Below are 15,959 nucleotides of genomic sequence, written 5' to 3'. Positions count from 1 at the left end.
AATGGGGTAAACCAGGTACTTAAGAACTGAATACATAGGTTTTTAAGAGCAAACCCGGGGAACTGAAACATCTAAGTACCCGGAGGAAAGGAAATCAATTGATACTCCCCTAGTAGCGGCGAGCGAACGGGGACCAGCCGAGCTGTGAGTGTGAATAGAATGGCATGGAATGGCCAACCATAGTGGGTGACAGTCCCGTATATGAAGCATGATCAGACGTATTAAGTAGGGCGGAACACGTGAAATTCTGTCTGAAGATCGGAGGACCACCTTCGAAGGCTAAGTACTCCTTACTGACCGATAGCGAACCAGTACCGTGAGGGAAAGGTGAAAAGCACCCCGACGAGGGGAGTGAAACAGTACCTGAAACCGAACGCCTACAATCAGTCGGAGCTTGACTGGACTCTAATGATAATCTGATGCATGTCCTGCCCTGGAAATGGGGAGTTGGACATGGCGGATGGAACCTTTGCCATATTGATGTTGGTCGCAGGACTGACGGATATGGGCATGAATTACTGTGGCACACCGCAAGGCTGTTTAGGCCGAAACGATGTGGCACCGCGGATCGCCTTCTCAGGTGGTCAGGTTCTTGAACGCCGCGCAAAGACGGGTCGTGAAGCCTATCTTCGCTATGATCTGGGGCACCGTAATGGTCCTTTTGGTCATGCGGTGGGGCTCAGTGTCGGCAGCCGGGGGTCAACCTGGTTCGGCATTGGACAGACGTATACGGTGAACGATGGTTCATCGCCGTTTTATGCGCAATTGCATGCGATGACCGGCATTTATAATGCGGGTGACGGCCTTGATCTGGGTGGACCCATTGTGTTCCGCTCGGGTGCAGAGGTCGGTTGGCAGAACAATCGCGGTTGGCGATTTGGTCTCAGCTTCGACCATCGGTCGAATGCGGGGATCTACGATCACAACCCCGGAGTAGAGACGGTGCAACTGCGCCTCTCGATCCCAACCAGATAAGTCGCATCGAAAATTGCATTCTTTAAAACCATCTTCGAAATGGCACGCCAGTGCCGATCCGAAGGATTGGTGTACCGGCATTGCGCCGGCACGGAGTGCAAATCAAACATGATTATTATCAGTGTCCAGTCTTGTGACGGCGTACCTTTTGTATAATGGGTCATCGACTTAGTGTATCTAGCAAGCTTAAGCCGTTAGGTGTAGGCGTAGCGAAAGCGAGTCTTAATAGGGCGATTGAGTTAGATGCATTAGACCCGAAACCGAGTGATCTAGGCATGACCAGGATGAAGGTAAGGTAACACTTACTGGAGGTCCGAACCCACACCTGTTGAAAAAGGTCGGGATGAGTTGTGCCTAGGGGTGAAAGGCCAATCAAACTCGGAGATAGCTGGTTCTCTGCGAAATCTATTTAGGTAGAGCGTCATCCGAATACCCTCGGGGGTAGAGCACTGGATGGGTAATGGGGCCCCACAGGCTTACTGATCCTAACCAAACTCCGAATACCGAGGAGTACTAGATGGCAGACACACTGCGGATGCTAACGTCCGTAGTGGAGAGGGAAACAACCCTAACCTACAGCTAAGGCCCCTAATTCATGGCTAAGTGGGAAAGCAGGTGGGACGACCATAACAACCAGGAGGTTGGCTTAGAAGCAGCCATCCTTTAAAGATAGCGTAACAGCTCACTGGTCTAAATAAGTTGTCCTGCGGCGAAGATGTAACGGGGCTCAAGCCATGAGCCGAAGCTTAGGATGCCGTAAGGCATGGTAGCAGAGCGTAGTGTGACATAGGACCCTTCCTCTTTAGCATCTTTCGGGATGTTGCGGAGGATTGGGTTCTTTCTGTGAAGCCGGCGCGTGAGCGATCCGGTGGAGAGATCACTAGCGAGAATGATGACATGAGTAGCGACAAAGAGTGTGAGAGACACTCTCGCCGAAAGTCCAAGGGTTCCTGCTTAAAGCTAATCTGAGCAGGGTAAGCCGGCCCCTAAGGCGAGGCAGAAATGCGTAGCCGATGGGAACCACGTTAATATTCGTGGGCCAGGAGGATGTGACGGATCATGAAGGTAGTTCATCCTTATTGGATTGAATGGGCTGCTAATTGGTCCCTGGAAATAGCCCTCCATCAGACCGTACCCTAAACCGACACAGGTGGACTGGTAGAGAATACCAAGGCGCTTGAGAGAACTATGTTGAAGGAACTCGGCAAAATACCTCCGTAAGTTCGCGAGAAGGAGGCCCGGTTCTTAGGAAACTAGGGGCTGGGGGCACAAACCAGGGGGTGGCGACTGTTTACTAAAAACACAGGGCTCTGCGAAGTCGCAAGACGACGTATAGGGTCTGACGCCTGCCCGGTGCCTGAAGGTTAAAAGGAGGGGTGAGAGCTCTGAATTGAAGCCCAGGTAAACGGCGGCCGTAACTATAACGGTCCTAAGGTAGCGAAATTCCTTGTCGGGTAAGTTCCGACCTGCACGAATGGCGTAACGACTTCCCCGCTGTCTCCAACATAGACTCAGCGAAATTGAATTGCCTGTCAAGATGCAGGCTTCCCGCGGTTAGACGGAAAGACCCCGTGCACCTTTACTACAGCTTCGCACTGGCATCAGAACTGCAATGTGCAGGATAGGTGGTGGGCTTTGAAGCAGGAACGCCAGTTTCTGTGGAGCCTCCCTTGAGATACCACCCTTTGCATTTTTGATGTCTAACCGCGGTCCGTTATCCGGATCCGGGACCCTGCGTGGCGGGTAGTTTGACTGGGGCGGTCGCCTCCTAAAGAGTAACGGAGGCGCGCGATGGTTGGCTCAGACCGGTCGGAAATCGGTCGTTGAGTGCAATGGCAGAAGCCAGCCTGACTGCAAGTCTGACAAGACGAGCAGAGACGAAAGTCGGTCATAGTGATCCGGTGGTCCCGAGTGGAAGGGCCATCGCTCAACGGATAAAAGGTACGCCGGGGATAACAGGCTGATACTGCCCAAGAGTCCATATCGACGGCAGTGTTTGGCACCTCGATGTCGGCTCATCTCATCCTGGGGCTGGAGCAGGTCCCAAGGGTACGGCTGTTCGCCGTTTAAAGAGGTACGTGAGCTGGGTTTAGAACGTCGTGAGACAGTTCGGTCCCTATCTGCCGTGGGTGTAGGATACTTGAGAGGAGTTGCCCCTAGTACGAGAGGACCGGGGTGAACGATCCACTGGTGTACCAGTTGTTCCGCCAGGAGCAGTGCTGGGTAGCTATGATCGGACAGGATAACCGCTGAAGGCATCTAAGCGGGAAGCCCCCCTCAAAACAAGGTATCCCTGAGGACCGTGGTAGACCACCACGTCGATAGGCCAGAGATGTAAGCGCGGTAACGCGTTCAGTTGACTGGTACTAATGGTCCGATAGGCTTGATTTGATCCAGTAAAAGACAGATTTGAAACGCACTCAAGTAGCCGAAAGGCGGTAGCGCAAATCAAATAAGTCCTTACCGGACGAAGATCAAAGCAAACATCACACTAAATCAGAACGTCACGCTGCAAAGCGGACGTAAATGACTTGACTTGGACACTCTCAAACGAGAGTGAAATCAACCTGTACATAGCAATACTACAGGTCGTTGCGCTTCAGCCGCGCAACACAATCCACCCTTACCGGGGCTTTCCTGGTTTGGTGATCACAGCACGAGCAAAACACCCGGTCCCATCCCGAACCCGGCCGTTAAGTGCCGTCGCGCCAATGGTACTGCGTCTTAAGACGTGGGAGAGTAGGTCATCGCCAAACCTGATAAGCCCCGATAAGTTGTATCTCTCAAACGATATCAGCGACACTGGCCAGAACCAGCCGCTACAACACAGGCCCACAGCCTAAAGTAGCCGCTAACCACCCGGCCAAACAAAACTGTCGCGGGATGGAGCAGCCCGGTAGCTCGTCAGGCTCATAACCTGAAGGTCGTAGGTTCAAATCCTACTCCCGCAACCATAAAACAGTACAAGATACCAAACACTTAGGCCGCCCAATGGGCGGCTTTTGTGTTTTTACCGTGTCACAAACCCTTGCAACACGTTACCCAAAGATTCCAAACGTTTACGATCATCCCCGTTTCTTCCGTGCAACACCAATGCAACACGGGATGGCGGTATTGGCGTAGGGTCAGGACTCGTTCTCGTTTCATAGCCAGAACATGACGGTTGCGGCGAGGGCGATGGCGGAGAGGAAGACTTTCGGGCATCGGTCGTAGCGTGTGGCAATCCTGCGCCAGTCCTTCAGGCGCCCGAACATGATCTCGATCCTGTTGCGGCGTTTGTAGCGGCGCTTGTCGTATTTGTCGGGCTTGGCGCGGGACTTCCGGCCAGGGATGCAGGGCTTTATCTCCTTGTCTTTCAACGCTTCCCTGAACCAGTCGGCGTCATAGCCCCGGTCGGCCAGAAGCCATTGTGCCGATGGCAGGCTGCCAAGAAGGGCCGCAGCGCCGGTGTAGTCGCTGACCTGGCCCGCGGTCATGAAAAACCGGATCGGTCGTCCCTCGGCATCGGTGACGGCATGCAGCTTGGTGTTCATGCCGCCTTTGGTTCGGCCGATCGCGCGCCCCCGCTGGTCGTCGGGCCCCCCTTTTTCGACCGCAGACTGCTCGCCGTGCGGTGCGCCTTCAGATAGGTCGCGTCGATCATCACCGTCTTTGGAACCGCTGCCTCCGACGCAAGGCCGTGCATCATCCTCGCGAAAATGCCCTTGTCGCTCCATCGTTTCCAGCGGTTATAGAGCGTTTTGGCCGGGCCGTATTCCGCGGGCGCGTCGCACCAGCGCAAGCCATTGCGATTGATGAATATTATTCCACTCAGAACACGCCGGTCATCCACCCGCGGCTTGCCATGGCTCTTGGGAAAAAACGGCCGAAGCCGGTCCATCTGCGCGTCCGTTAGCCAGAAAAGGTTGCTCATCATCACCCCCGTCAGTTTGGGAGCTTGAATCACGCTGCCGACGTAGCCTCAAGCAGATCAATGGGTCCTGAGCCTAGAGCATCCAAATCCGATACCAGGCGTGCGCCTATAGTTTGGGTGTGGCCGCGCAATGTATCACTTTGTCGTTCCAAACACTTCTGCTCCAGGTGCGCGTTCAAATCATCAAAGCTGTCGTAGCGCGGCGCGGGCACCAGAAAGTTGCGACGTGTGTAACCTACCATGCCTTCGACATTGCCTTTGTCGTTTCCTCGCGCAGGCCGCCCGAACCTGTCATCAAACAAGTAATGCGATTGCAATTCCGTAAACCGACGGGTCCGGACTCGCGTTCTGTCCCCCAGAATACGCGCCACAGCGATCTTGGTATTGTCGTAAAGAATGGATTGGGGCCCTCTCGGCAGATTGCTACGCAATCGCCTGCCAGGTAATAAATGCCGCCAAAGAAGGCAAAGGCCGAGACGTGGCCATCACAGAATGCTTCCGTTGTCTCTGCTGGATAACCCTTCACAAACACCGCATCAGAATGCGGCAAGCTCATCACAAAGAAGTGGACTTTGCGCTCCACCCCGCCGATGACGCCGAGGGTCTCGCCAAAATCAACCTGTGCGTGGCCTGGCCGATGCGACAACGGCACAAACACTTCTTTGGTGCGCCGCTTTTGCTCACGCACGTAATACGTCACCGTCGTGAGGCTGCCTGCATACCCATGCTCATCACGCAGTCGTTCAAAAATGCGCTTCGACGTGTGACGCTGTTTTTTGATCAAGGCTTTGTCGGAGCGCAGTATCTCGTCGATGACACCAACGTAATTATCAAGCGTTGGCCGACGCGGCGGTTCTGAACGCTGATATCCGGGCGGCAACTCATGGCGCAGCATCTTCGCGATCGTCTTGCGATCCTTATTGAAATAACGCGCCGCTTCTCGAGCTGACATGCCGTCCTTCAAGCAGGCACGGCGCACACGATTATAAATATCCACAGAATACATCTCCCGCCCTCCGACTAAACGAAGGACACAAACTGGCGGAGTTTTACTCCGCTACAACTGCGATGCGCAGCCGCTTCTGTGGCCCATTATTGATCCGCGTTTTACAAATACCGGACTGTGGTTCCGGCGCGGTCGTCTCGTCATGGTTATCTCCTCGCTCGCAGCATCATGCTGCTGTTGCGCGAAAAATCCACCTATCCCGGCTGTTCAGTTTTCCCGAGCCACCTCTTGAAGACGTCGACCCCATCGTCCAGCAAATCAGCCTCAGCCGATGAAAATGCGGGTCGTATCTCGTCGAGAGAAAAACTCGCCCTGATTGAGAGGGTTGCAAGAAATCGCCCGATGGCCCGTCGTGTTTGTCTTGACAGGGGGTGTGCATGAAACCCGCCAAAACGTGCAAGGTTATGGGTCATTGGCACTTGGCAACCGTGAGTATTGGCGATCCCGGGAGGACTCGAACCCCCAACATCCTGATTAGAAGTCAGGTGCTCTATCCAGTTGAGCTACGGGACCGTTGCTCGGTACTTACGATCCAGAAAACGGGTCACGACCTGATGCCATACTCCAAACCGTATGTCGTTCCGTTTCTTCCAGCAATGACCCCGAACCCTGGACGTTTGCTGTTTCAATCCAGTTGGATAAAGCCCGGGAACCACGCCGTTGTATTCCACGATCATGCCAGAGATGTCAATTTGCTGAAATGTGCTTTTGGTTTATACCTTGATGGTTGCAACATAGGCATCGTGACAGATTTACCGGCCCGCGCGAGACGAACGCGAGGCGGGTTGGCGACCTCTGATCGTGCGCGATGCGTTTGGGTGACAAACAAGGTCGATCCGATTTCAGCAGTTTGGGTCCGCGAGATCGGGCAATCGCAAAAATGCGCGCCTTTACACCCGCAGTAAGCTTCTGATTTTGCGGTAAGTTTCGCCCATGCGCTGCAAGTCAGTCGGGAAGGATTGGGCCGAAGGCTGGGCAAGGGGGGGCGCTTTACCGACGAACGGGTCTAAGGCGAATGCGACGGCTCTTACGAACGTCGCCGGGGCCAAATCCGTCGAGCAGAACGCGATCAGGAGAGAGGCCAACGCGCGTGTGCAACGACGTCTGCTGACACGCCGCAGCCAACAACGAAAGCCCTGCGGCCTCAACCAGCATCGCAAAATCACAGCCGATCCCAACGCCGCTTCACAAAAACATTCACCTGTTTGAAACTTTTTTAAAACCCGCTGCGTAGCTCCTTTCGCGTGCGTCAAACCGTATGCGCGTCTGTCTGCCGATTTGCCGGTGGAGACACAAACGCAGGGAGTACATAATGAAGCATATTAACTTGGGTTTCCGCACGGGGGCCGCTGTGAGCCTGCTTGCGATGGCCGCGTCCGGCGCCTTTGCCGCGTCTCACCGCGAAGCGCCCGCAATTGCCCACACACCAAAGATCGACGGAACTGACTTCTATATGTTCCGCAGCTATGAGCCCGGTCGTGAGGGTTATGTTACCTTCATCGCCAACTACCAGCCGCTTCAGGCCCCTTATGGCGGGCCGAACTATTTCACCATGGACGAAGATGCGATCTATGAGATCCACATCGACAATGATGGTGACGCGGTCGAAGATATCACATTCCAGTTCGACTTCGACAACAAGCTCGCCGCAAACGGCGCTGGCATTGCGCTGAACATCGGCGGGATGGATGTTGCGATTCCGCTGCGGGCCGCGGGCCAGATCACCGGCGCGTCCGGCGATCCGATCAACGAAACCGAAAGCTATCAACTGCGGATGGTGACAGGCGACCGTCGCACCGGCGACGCCAAATCGATCACCACTGGCGGCGCGTCCGAATTCACCAAGCCATTAGATTACTTCGGTGAAAAGACCTTCCCTGATTACGAAGGTTATGCGAACGCGTTCATCTATGACGTCGACATTCCTGGCTGTCAGGTGCCGGGTCGCGCCTTCGCGGGCCAACGTGAAGAAGCCTTTGCCGTTAACCTTGGTGAAATCTTTGACCTTGTGAACCTTGTGCCGCTTGAGGGGTCAATCTCGAACTCGCGCGACAATGATGATCTGGTTGACCGTTTCAACGTGTCATCGCTGGCGCTCGAAGTGCCGATTGCCTGTCTGACGGGGTCTGGCAATGGCGTGATCGGCGCGTGGACAACCGCAAGCCTGCCGCAAGCTGAAATCGAAGATCCGTCGCCGACCTACGAAGATCCGTCGATCTATGGCGGCGCTTGGGTGCAGCAATCGCGTTTGTCCAACCCGTTGGTCAACGAAGTTGTCATCGGTCTGCCCGACAAGGATCTGTTCAACGCAGCCGAGCCGACGCAAGACGGTGCGCTGAAGCATTACGTGACCAACCCGACCCTGCCTGCGCTGGTCGATATCCTGTTCCGCGATGCCTTGGGCGAGCCGGACAATATCGCGCCGTCCAACTTCCCGCGGAACGACCTTGTCACCGCGTTCCTGACCGGCTTTCCGGGCTTGAACCAACAGGCCACTGTCACCGGCTCTGAAATGCTGCGTTTGAACACTGCCGTTCCTGCAACGCCGCAGGCCAGCCAGCACCCCTATGGTGTTGTGGCCGAAGATCTTGCCGGTTTCCCCAATGGCCGTCGCCCCGGTGATGACGTTGTGGATATCGCGCTGCGTGTGATGATGGGCGCACTGTGCCACGACGTGCCGCTGGGTGCCGAACTGGGCGTTCAGGGTGCCGTGGAAGACGAGGCCAGCGATAACGTGAACCTTGGTCTTTGCGATCCTGACGATGCACCGGTGGGCGACGCGCCGTTTATCGACGGCGCACCGATCGATGCCAATGAGACGCAGGCCGTGTTCCCCTATCTGAACACGCCCCTGCCCGGCGCAACCAACTGAGCGAGGTGAAAACAGATGAAGCGTAAGTTCACACTGTCATGCCTCCTCGTCGGGTCCACGTTGCTGCTTGCAGCGTGCGGCGGCGGTGGTGGCGGCGGCGACAAAGGCGCGAAAGGGATCAATTCCCTGGGCCAAGCCTTCGTCAACGCCTTTTCGTTGCGGCGCAACGACAAACCGGTCGATGCCCAGAGCGTCAACCTGACGCTGACGCCGCGCAAGACACCGTTTAATCCCTAAGGGATCAAGCGTAGGGAAACCAACCCACATCGCCCCCCGCGCACCTTGCGTGGGGGGCGTTTTCATTTCTCAAGCTCGTCCTTTGGGGCGGGCAGATGCACAATCTGCCGGGTGACGACGGCAATCGCCTTGCCAAACAGGTCGTCCCGCCGTTGGATCACCGTCTGGAGACGCACCGCCGCCGTGCCGGACTCGGCCAGAATATCGACCTCCCAGGAATGCGAGATGAACCCTGTCATCGCAGGCCGCACCGCGCCGTAATCGGTAAGCGCCTGACGGGTGATCTCGCCCTCAGATCGGCGCCGGCGCAGCAATTGTGCGGTGATGCCCGGATTTTGGAACAGCGCGCCCATCAACACCGGATCGACAGTGTTGAGGTTGATCAGCCCCGGCGTGGCCAGCGCAATCACATGTGGCGCAAGCAGGTCCAGCGTCTCGGCGGTGATGCCAGAGCGCTCAAGATCGGCCAGACGGCGCAGCGGACCGGTAAAGCCGAGCACTTGAACAATGCGCTGCGCGGCGTCTTCGGAAATGTCCAAATCGGTGGCAAGGCGCATGAAAAGCACCTGTGGCCCAAGACTTCCGGCGGCCAGCGTGTTGATGTCGAACTTGGCCTGCCGGTCGCGGACCTCTACCGAAAACTGACCGTCCGGCAGCGTCACCGCCTCTTGAATGACCGAGGCCCAGGGTTCTGCGAAATGATCCGCCTCGGGCGCGGTATCAAGGTCTGCGCGCAGGGCCGACAGCACCGAAGCCTCGGCCCCAAGCGCGATTTGCTCGGCCTGTGCCAAGGCCGCCGCCTGTGCCACGATGTCTTGACCGCGCTCTTGCTGGCGCAGCAACAGGACAACCAGACCGGAGGTAATCGCCAGCAAAACCAGCACATTGATCAGCGCTACGCCGCTGTCGTTCCGGCTCATGGTGTGGCCCCCGCAGGCATCACAAACAGCCGCAAGACCTCGCCCGGCTCCTCGCGCCCCGGAAGGTCGACCCGCAATGACAGTTCGGCGGCCCGTGGGCGGGCCTCGGCCCCTGCCACATCGGTGTGCCACGTTCGGTCTGCATCCAGCAGCCGCCAGCGCGCGGCGCGCACGCCTGTCAAAAGCTGTTGTGCCTGTGGTTCGCCAATTTCGCCAAACGGCCGCGCAAGGCGGGTGAGCGTGCTGCCATCCAACCCATAGCGGATCGTATACGGCCCGGCGCTGGTCAGCCGTGAAAATCCAAGACCGGCCTCATTCAGCTCCACAAATCCCGGTGCCGCCGTCGCCAGATCGCGGCGCAGCACAGTCAGGGCGCGGTCGATCTGCTCCAACCGTTCCAGCCGGTCTTCGGTGCGGCGCTGTACGTTCAACGTGGTGTCAAGCATCGCAAGCCCGGCAATGCCGATCACAGACAGGATCGCCAGCGCCACCAGCATCTCGATAAGAGACAGGCCGGCATCGGGCCGCTGGGTCATATCGAGGTCGAGCCGATCAAATTGATGTCGCCGGTGCCAACCTCAAGCACCGCAAGCCCGCGTTCCACCAATCCGGATTTCAAGATGCGGTAGGGGCCGAGCACGCCGCTAAAGCTTTGGTCTCGGGTCAGGCCGCGCCGGGTTTGGGTGCCGCTTTGGCCCAGCACCCGCATCAGTTCGGCCCCATCATATGCCAGCCCTGCGATGATGCCGGCGGGTTGGCCGGTCTGCTCTTCGTAGGCTTTGGTGAAGGCGGCAAAGCGCAGCGGATCGGGCGCGGCAAACCACGCGCCCCGAAGCCCCGGCACCCCGTCAAGATCGCGCGCGGCCCATTGTGTGGACCCCAAAATCTGGACCTTTTGCCCCGCCAACGCCTGTGCAAACGCCGCGAGGCTGGCCCCGGCCGAGGGCAGATAGACCGCATCCGGCATCCCACCGCCCGCTTGCAAACGCGCGACTAGCGTGCCGGGCGTGTCGGTGACAACGGCTGCGCGCAGTGAGATGCCCATGGCGCGCGCAATCGGTCCAGCCTCGGCAATCGTGCGGTCGGTCAGGGGGCCGGGCGTGCCGACGATGGCGATCTCACGAATGCTGCGCTGCGCTGCGAGCGCAAAGACCGCGCGCACCGATTGCGCCGGGGTCACGCCAAAGACAAAGGTATCGCCCCCCGCCAATGCGCTGTCGTTCGACAGGCTGACAACGGGGATGCGCACGGCCTCGGCCACTGCCTTGGTCTGGGCGGAAAACACCGGACCGACAAGGATGTTGGCCCCAGCCTCGGCGGCGATGCGGGCGGCAATCACGGCGGTGTCGGGCGAGCTGCCGCTGTCGCGAATGTCGATGCCAAGGCCCGGACCGCCGCCCAACCGCACAGCGGCTTCGAGACGCTGGCCCAGGGCAGATTGCTCACCGGTCAAGGGCAACAGCAAGGTCGCCTGTCCAGGGCCATCGCCGCTGCCTCCGCCCGGCAGGCCTGCGCTCAGCGTATCAAGCGATGCACAGGCCGACAGCCCGGCGAATGAGGCCAGCGCGCCGGTCTGGCCAAGAAAGCGGCGGCGGGACAGGGAGCGGGGGTCGGGCATGGCGGCGGATCCTGTATCGGGGGCTTGCGCCAGTGCTAGCAGGTTGGCGATTGCGCGGCTATGGGGCCCGGTCACCCAGCCAGCGAATTGAGCTGCATGATCGGCATCAGGATCGCGAGCACCAGCATCATCACGATGCCGCCCATCACCAAAAGCACACCCGGCTCGACCAAGGCCACCATCGTGGCCACTGCGGCCTTAAGCTCGCGTGATTGATCGGCAGCGGCGCGGTCAAGGCTGGCGGCCAGCGTGCCGCCCGCTTCGCCACTAGCGATCATCGCCACCAACATCGGCGAAAAGATGCTGGCGCGCCGGGCCGAAGCCGAAAGCGACGCGCCATCCTCGATCTCGCGGGTCATGGTGGCGATGCGGCTGCGCAGATACAAGTTGCCAACGGTGCCCGCGGCGGCGCGCAAGGCATCGGCCAGCGGCACACCGCTTTGCATCAGCATCGCCAGCGTGCCGGTGAATTGCGCGGCATTGACCCGCTGCACCAGCTTGCGGCTGAGCCGCCCGGTCGCCAGCACCCGGTGCCACAGCGCGCGCATCGCAGGCCGCCGCATCAGCGCGCCAAGGATCACGGCGCTTGCCAAAACAGCGGCCCCCAGCGCCGGGCCATAACGCTGAAGCCCATCGGAGGTGGCGATCAGCGCGCGGGTCAACGCCGGAAGATCGGCCCCGCGCGCGGTAAACACCCGCACAATATCGGGCACGACAAAGCCAAGCAGCGCAAGGATCACGCCAATCGACACCACCGCCAGAAGGGCAGGGTAGATCAGCGCCAGCTGGATGCTCTGACGGTTGCGCGCCTGTGCCTCGATGTGGTCGGCGAGTTGGTTCATCACTTCTGACAGCCGCCCAGCTCGTTCACCGGCGCGCACCGACGCACGGTAGGCAGCGTTGAAGCTGGCCGGTTCAGCGTCAAGCGCATCGGCAAGGCTCTGACCGTCCTGCACCGCGCTGCGCAGGTTCAACAGGAACGAAGCGTCGCGCGGTTTGGGCTGTTGATCGGCGACGATGCGCAGCGCGTCGTCAATCCGCACCTGCGCCCCAATCAGCGTGGCAAGCTGGCGGGTCACAAGCGTCAGGCGGCGCAGCGAAAGCTTGTGGCGAAACAGCGATGTCCGGGCACCGGCACCGGCACCGGCGCGGGCGCGGGTCGCCTCGACGCTGATCGGCAAAAGCGCACGAGCGCGCAGGGTGGCGCGGGCCTCGGCGGCACTGGCCGCATCAAGCAGCCCCTTGCTGCGTTTGCCTGCCGTGTCGACAGCCGTGTAAAGAAACGCCGACATCCGCTATATCACCCCATCGGTGCGGTCGCGCACAGCACGCGCCACATCTTCGGCACGGGTCAGTCCGGCGGTGATTTTCTCCAGCCCGTCTTGCAGGATGCCGCCCGACGATTTGCGCGCCTCGACGATCAGATCGGCCTCGGAGGCGCCATCGTGGATCATCGCTTCCATCCGGCCCTCCACCGTCACCACCTCATAGATCGGCAGCCGCCCGCGATAGCCCTCTTGCGCGCAAACCTCGCAGCCCGGCGCATGAAAGGCCGGAGCGCCCTCGGGCAAGGCATGACCCAAAAGCGCCGCATCCCGCGCCGACAAGGGGTGCGGCTCGCGGCAGGCCTGACACAGCCTGCGCACCAGCCGCTGCGCCACGAGACCGCGCAGCATCGGGGCAAGCAGGTATCTTTCTACCCCCATATCAAGCAGGCGCGAGACGGCACCAACAGCAGTGTTGGTGTGCAGGGTCGACAGCACGAGGTGGCCGGTCATCGCCGATTCCACCGCAATCCGGGCGGTTTCGGAATCGCGGATCTCGCCCACCATGATCACATCCGGGTCTTGCCGCAGCAGGGCACGCAAACCGCGTGCAAAGGTCAGGCCGGTCTTGGCATCAACCTGCATCTGGCCGACGCCGTCCATCGCGTATTCGATCGGGTCTTCGACCGTCAGGATATTGCGCGCCCGGTCGTTCAAGTGTTGAAGCGCGGCATACAGCGAGGTGGTTTTGCCCGACCCGGTCGGCCCGGTCACCAGCACCAGCCCCTCGGGCGAGGAAATCATCCTCTCAAACCGCGCGCGGTCGGTTTCGGACATGCCAAGCGCCGGAATGCCAAGCCGGGTCTGCCCCCGGTCGAGCAGGCGCAGCACCACCCGTTCGCCATATTGCGACGGCAGCGTCGAGATCCGCACATCCAAGGCATAACCGCCGACCTTGAGCGACACCCGCCCATCCTGCGGCAGGCGTTTTTCGGCGATGTCGAGCTTGCCCATAATCTTAAGACGGCTGGCAAGAAGCGGCGCCAGCGCCCGGCGCGGCTCAAGCACTTCGCGCAACGCGCCGTCGACGCGAAACCGGACCACAAGGCGGGTTTCCTCAAGCTCGATGTGCACATCCGAGGCGTTGGCCTTGACCGCTTCCAAGAGCAGCGCATTGATCAATCGAACCACCGGCGCATCGTCTTTCTGATCCAGCAGATCGTCAACCGATGCGGCGGTTTCGGCCAGCGTGGTCAGGTCAGTCTCATCCTCGGCGGCAATCTGGGCCGCCTGGGTGGCGGAGTTGCTATAGAGGCCAGACAGCGCGGTGTCGAAGCTGGAGGAATCCATCTCGTGAAAGGTGATGTCGCGCGCGGCGCAGCGTTGCGCTTCGACCAAGGCCGACAGCGGCGTCTTGGCCAGATGCGCGCATTCCGGCGTTCCACAGCCAGTGTCGCGCAGGATGACGCCGTGACGTCGGGCAAAGGCATAGTCGAGACGTGGCAGGATCATTGCACTGGCTCCAAAGCGAGGGTCATGGTGACGGCACCGGGGGCCGCGCGGCGCGCCATATCAACCTCGGCGGCGGCCAATCCGTGTTCGGCCTCTAACCCGGCGATCCAGGTCAGGGCATCGTCAAAGGCAAGCTCGGCCACCGTCACCCGGAACCGTGCGCCTTCGGGCTCTAGCCGGGTCAAGGCGATGCCCGAGGCGGCGGCGCTTTGCGAAATGCGCTGTGCGGGGGGCGTTGGATCGATGGCGCGTTTGGCGGCGGCGGGGCTGGCTTGGGCCGCGACGTGGATCAGCGCATCAAGGCGGGCGATTTCCGCCATTTGCACGGCGCGTTCGGCCTGTAGCGGTTTCCAGACGGTCTGCCAGATCAGCGCCAGCGGCAGGAAAATCGCGGCGGCGCCAATCAGCACCTGTTCGCGCCCGGTAAGCGCTTTGAAAGCGGTGATCATGGTTGTGCCCTCACGGTAAGTGTCATGCGTGCGCTGCCCTCGCCGGCGGTGACGGCCCCGGTTGAGACGCCCAGCGGCGAGGCGACTAGGGCGGCCTCGGCCCCCTGCAAAACAGCGATACCGGCGGCTTCGGCCTGAAGGGTAAGTGTGCCATCGCGGCCCGACCAGCTTAGGTTGGACAGCTGGATCGGTGCATCGCCAAGCGCCTCGGCCAGTGTGCCAAAGACCGAGAGGAAGCCGGATTTGGCCTGCCCGCCCGCCGCGAGTTGGCGATACAGCAGGCGGGGATCATCAGTGACCCGCGCGGTTGGAACATTGCGCGACAGCAGCGTTTGCGCCTCGGCGCGCAGATCGTCGGCGGTGCTGCGCAGGCGCTGGAGATCGGCAAAAGCAAGGCCGAGATGCGCCACCAGCGCCAGCACCCCACAGAGGATGAGAGCCGTCAAAGGCGCGCGCAGTTTCTGAGCCGGTGCAAATTCGCCTTGCCGCAGATCGGGCAGGTCGGCGCTGGGCGCGAGATCGTCAATCTGGCGCTCCTGCGCCGTGATGTCAGAGGGCAAAGCCGCGCCGTAACTGTCAATCAACGGCTGCCCGGCCCGCTTCCACAGATGCGCGAGCATATCGACACGAACGCCAAAGCCGGTGCCGTCGGACGCCCGCACCAGCGCCTTGTCTGCGACCCGCCAAACGGCCCAGCGCAGGGCGTCGCCTCCTTCGGGTGCAGGCAGCAGGAATTGCTCGGGCACCACGGGTTTACCACCTGCCTCGGCCAGCGCCTGCGTCATCGCGACTTTTGACAGGACGGCGGCAAGGACGTGCCCCTCGGCCAGCGATCCACAGAGCGCATGGTGTGTGGCGTCCACCGGCGCGGCATTGGCCTCTTCCAGCGCATAGGGCAGCGCGGCGCGCCGCTGCGCCTGACCGCGCAGGGGAACATGCACCGCATGCAGGCCCACACCAAGCGCAGAAATAACCGCGACTTCCCGGCCAGCGGTGCGCATTTCAATCATCGCAGCCGGTAAAATCGTTGCGGGAAGCGGCACCGCATCCGAGGGCGGATTGGCGGGCTCGGCAACATCTTCCTTGCCCGCCGAAGGGGCGGTTAAATCAGGCTTAAGTTCCTGTGATACTTGCATTTTTTGCTTCTCTCAGGCTCTAAGGTGTGTTATCGTCCTTGGTGAATGCTCCGGGT

10 protein-coding genes, 2 tRNA genes, 2 rRNA genes and 1 pseudogene (1 of these 15 only partly in view) are annotated in these 15,959 nt (G+C 60.0%); 5 read left to right on the top strand and 10 right to left on the bottom strand.

Annotated elements, in window-relative coordinates:
- The 3 genes from ACW9UO_RS10740 to ACW9UO_RS10730 form a co-directional block, all read left to right on the top strand.
- Positions 1-3,366, top strand: a 23S ribosomal RNA gene (locus tag ACW9UO_RS10740) (it extends 170 nt beyond the left edge of the window).
- Between the two features lie 250 nt (positions 3,367-3,616).
- Positions 3,617-3,731, top strand: a 5S ribosomal RNA gene (gene rrf / locus ACW9UO_RS10735).
- Positions 3,732-3,852: 121 nt separating this feature from the next.
- Positions 3,853-3,929 (top strand) — tRNA-Met (locus ACW9UO_RS10730).
- Between the two features lie 189 nt (positions 3,930-4,118).
- On the opposite strand, the gene ACW9UO_RS10725 is transcribed toward ACW9UO_RS10730, so the two are convergent.
- From ACW9UO_RS10725 to ACW9UO_RS10715, 3 genes and pseudogenes are all read right to left on the bottom strand, one after another.
- Positions 4,119-4,888 (bottom strand): IS5 family transposase gene (locus tag ACW9UO_RS10725; protein WP_457088638.1). Its coding sequence is split into 2 segments (ribosomal slippage): positions 4,119-4,552 and positions 4,552-4,888, totalling 771 coding nucleotides; the frame shifts between segments, so codons are not numbered across the junction.
- Positions 4,889-4,974: 86 nt separating this feature from the next.
- Positions 4,975-5,894 (bottom strand): annotated as a pseudogene (gene istA, locus ACW9UO_RS10720) (IS21 family transposase); the annotation flags it as partial.
- A gap of 436 nt (positions 5,895-6,330) precedes the next feature.
- Positions 6,331-6,407 (bottom strand) — tRNA-Arg (locus ACW9UO_RS10715).
- Between the two features lie 799 nt (positions 6,408-7,206).
- On the opposite strand from ACW9UO_RS10715, the gene ACW9UO_RS10710 reads away from it, so the two are divergent.
- Both ACW9UO_RS10710 and ACW9UO_RS10705 read left to right on the top strand, forming a co-directional pair.
- Positions 7,207-8,766 carry a DUF4331 domain-containing protein gene (locus ACW9UO_RS10710; RefSeq protein ID WP_457085807.1) on the top strand — a complete coding sequence of 520 codons (1,560 nt, stop codon included), beginning with the start codon at positions 7,207-7,209 and terminating at the stop codon, positions 8,764-8,766.
- Between the two features lie 15 nt (positions 8,767-8,781).
- Complete coding sequence (locus ACW9UO_RS10705; protein ID WP_457085806.1) at positions 8,782-9,003, top strand: hypothetical protein; 222 nt, start codon at positions 8,782-8,784, stop codon at positions 9,001-9,003.
- 62 nt (positions 9,004-9,065) lie between these two features.
- Here ACW9UO_RS10705 and ACW9UO_RS10700 read toward each other — a convergent pair whose 3' ends face one another.
- The 7 genes from ACW9UO_RS10700 to gspL form a co-directional block, all read right to left on the bottom strand.
- Positions 9,066-9,923, bottom strand: coding sequence for a type II secretion system minor pseudopilin (locus tag ACW9UO_RS10700; protein WP_457085805.1), 858 nt, complete (start codon positions 9,921-9,923; stop codon positions 9,066-9,068).
- Positions 9,920-10,459 (bottom strand): type II secretion system protein GspJ, encoded by a 540-nt coding sequence (locus tag ACW9UO_RS10695; RefSeq protein ID WP_457085804.1) that lies wholly within the window; start codon positions 10,457-10,459, stop codon positions 9,920-9,922. Before ACW9UO_RS10695 ends, ACW9UO_RS10700 begins: the two co-directional genes overlap by 4 nt.
- Positions 10,456-11,541 carry an ABC transporter substrate-binding protein gene (locus ACW9UO_RS10690; protein WP_457085803.1) on the bottom strand — a complete coding sequence of 362 codons (1,086 nt, stop codon included), beginning with the start codon at positions 11,539-11,541 and terminating at the stop codon, positions 10,456-10,458. The genes ACW9UO_RS10695 and ACW9UO_RS10690 overlap by 4 nt, the downstream gene beginning before the upstream one ends.
- Positions 11,542-11,612: 71 nt before the next feature.
- On the bottom strand, positions 11,613-12,833 hold the full coding sequence (locus tag ACW9UO_RS10685; protein WP_457085802.1) for a type II secretion system F family protein: 1,221 nt from the start codon (positions 12,831-12,833) through the stop codon (positions 11,613-11,615).
- 3 nt (positions 12,834-12,836) lie between these two features.
- Positions 12,837-14,318, bottom strand: coding sequence for a GspE/PulE family protein (locus ACW9UO_RS10680; protein ID WP_457085801.1), 1,482 nt, complete (start codon positions 14,316-14,318; stop codon positions 12,837-12,839).
- Positions 14,315-14,767, bottom strand: a complete 453-nt coding sequence (gspM, locus tag ACW9UO_RS10675) for a type II secretion system protein GspM (RefSeq protein ID WP_457085800.1) — start codon at positions 14,765-14,767, stop codon at positions 14,315-14,317. The genes ACW9UO_RS10680 and gspM overlap by 4 nt, the downstream gene beginning before the upstream one ends.
- Positions 14,764-15,903 carry a type II secretion system protein GspL gene (gene gspL / locus ACW9UO_RS10670; RefSeq protein WP_457085799.1) on the bottom strand — a complete coding sequence of 380 codons (1,140 nt, stop codon included), beginning with the start codon at positions 15,901-15,903 and terminating at the stop codon, positions 14,764-14,766. Before gspL ends, gspM begins: the two co-directional genes overlap by 4 nt.
- Positions 15,904-15,959: the final 56 nt, after the last annotated feature.

It is taken from the genome of Marinovum sedimenti (assembly GCF_054052205.1).
This window is presented reverse-complemented; position numbering and strand designations above follow the sequence as displayed.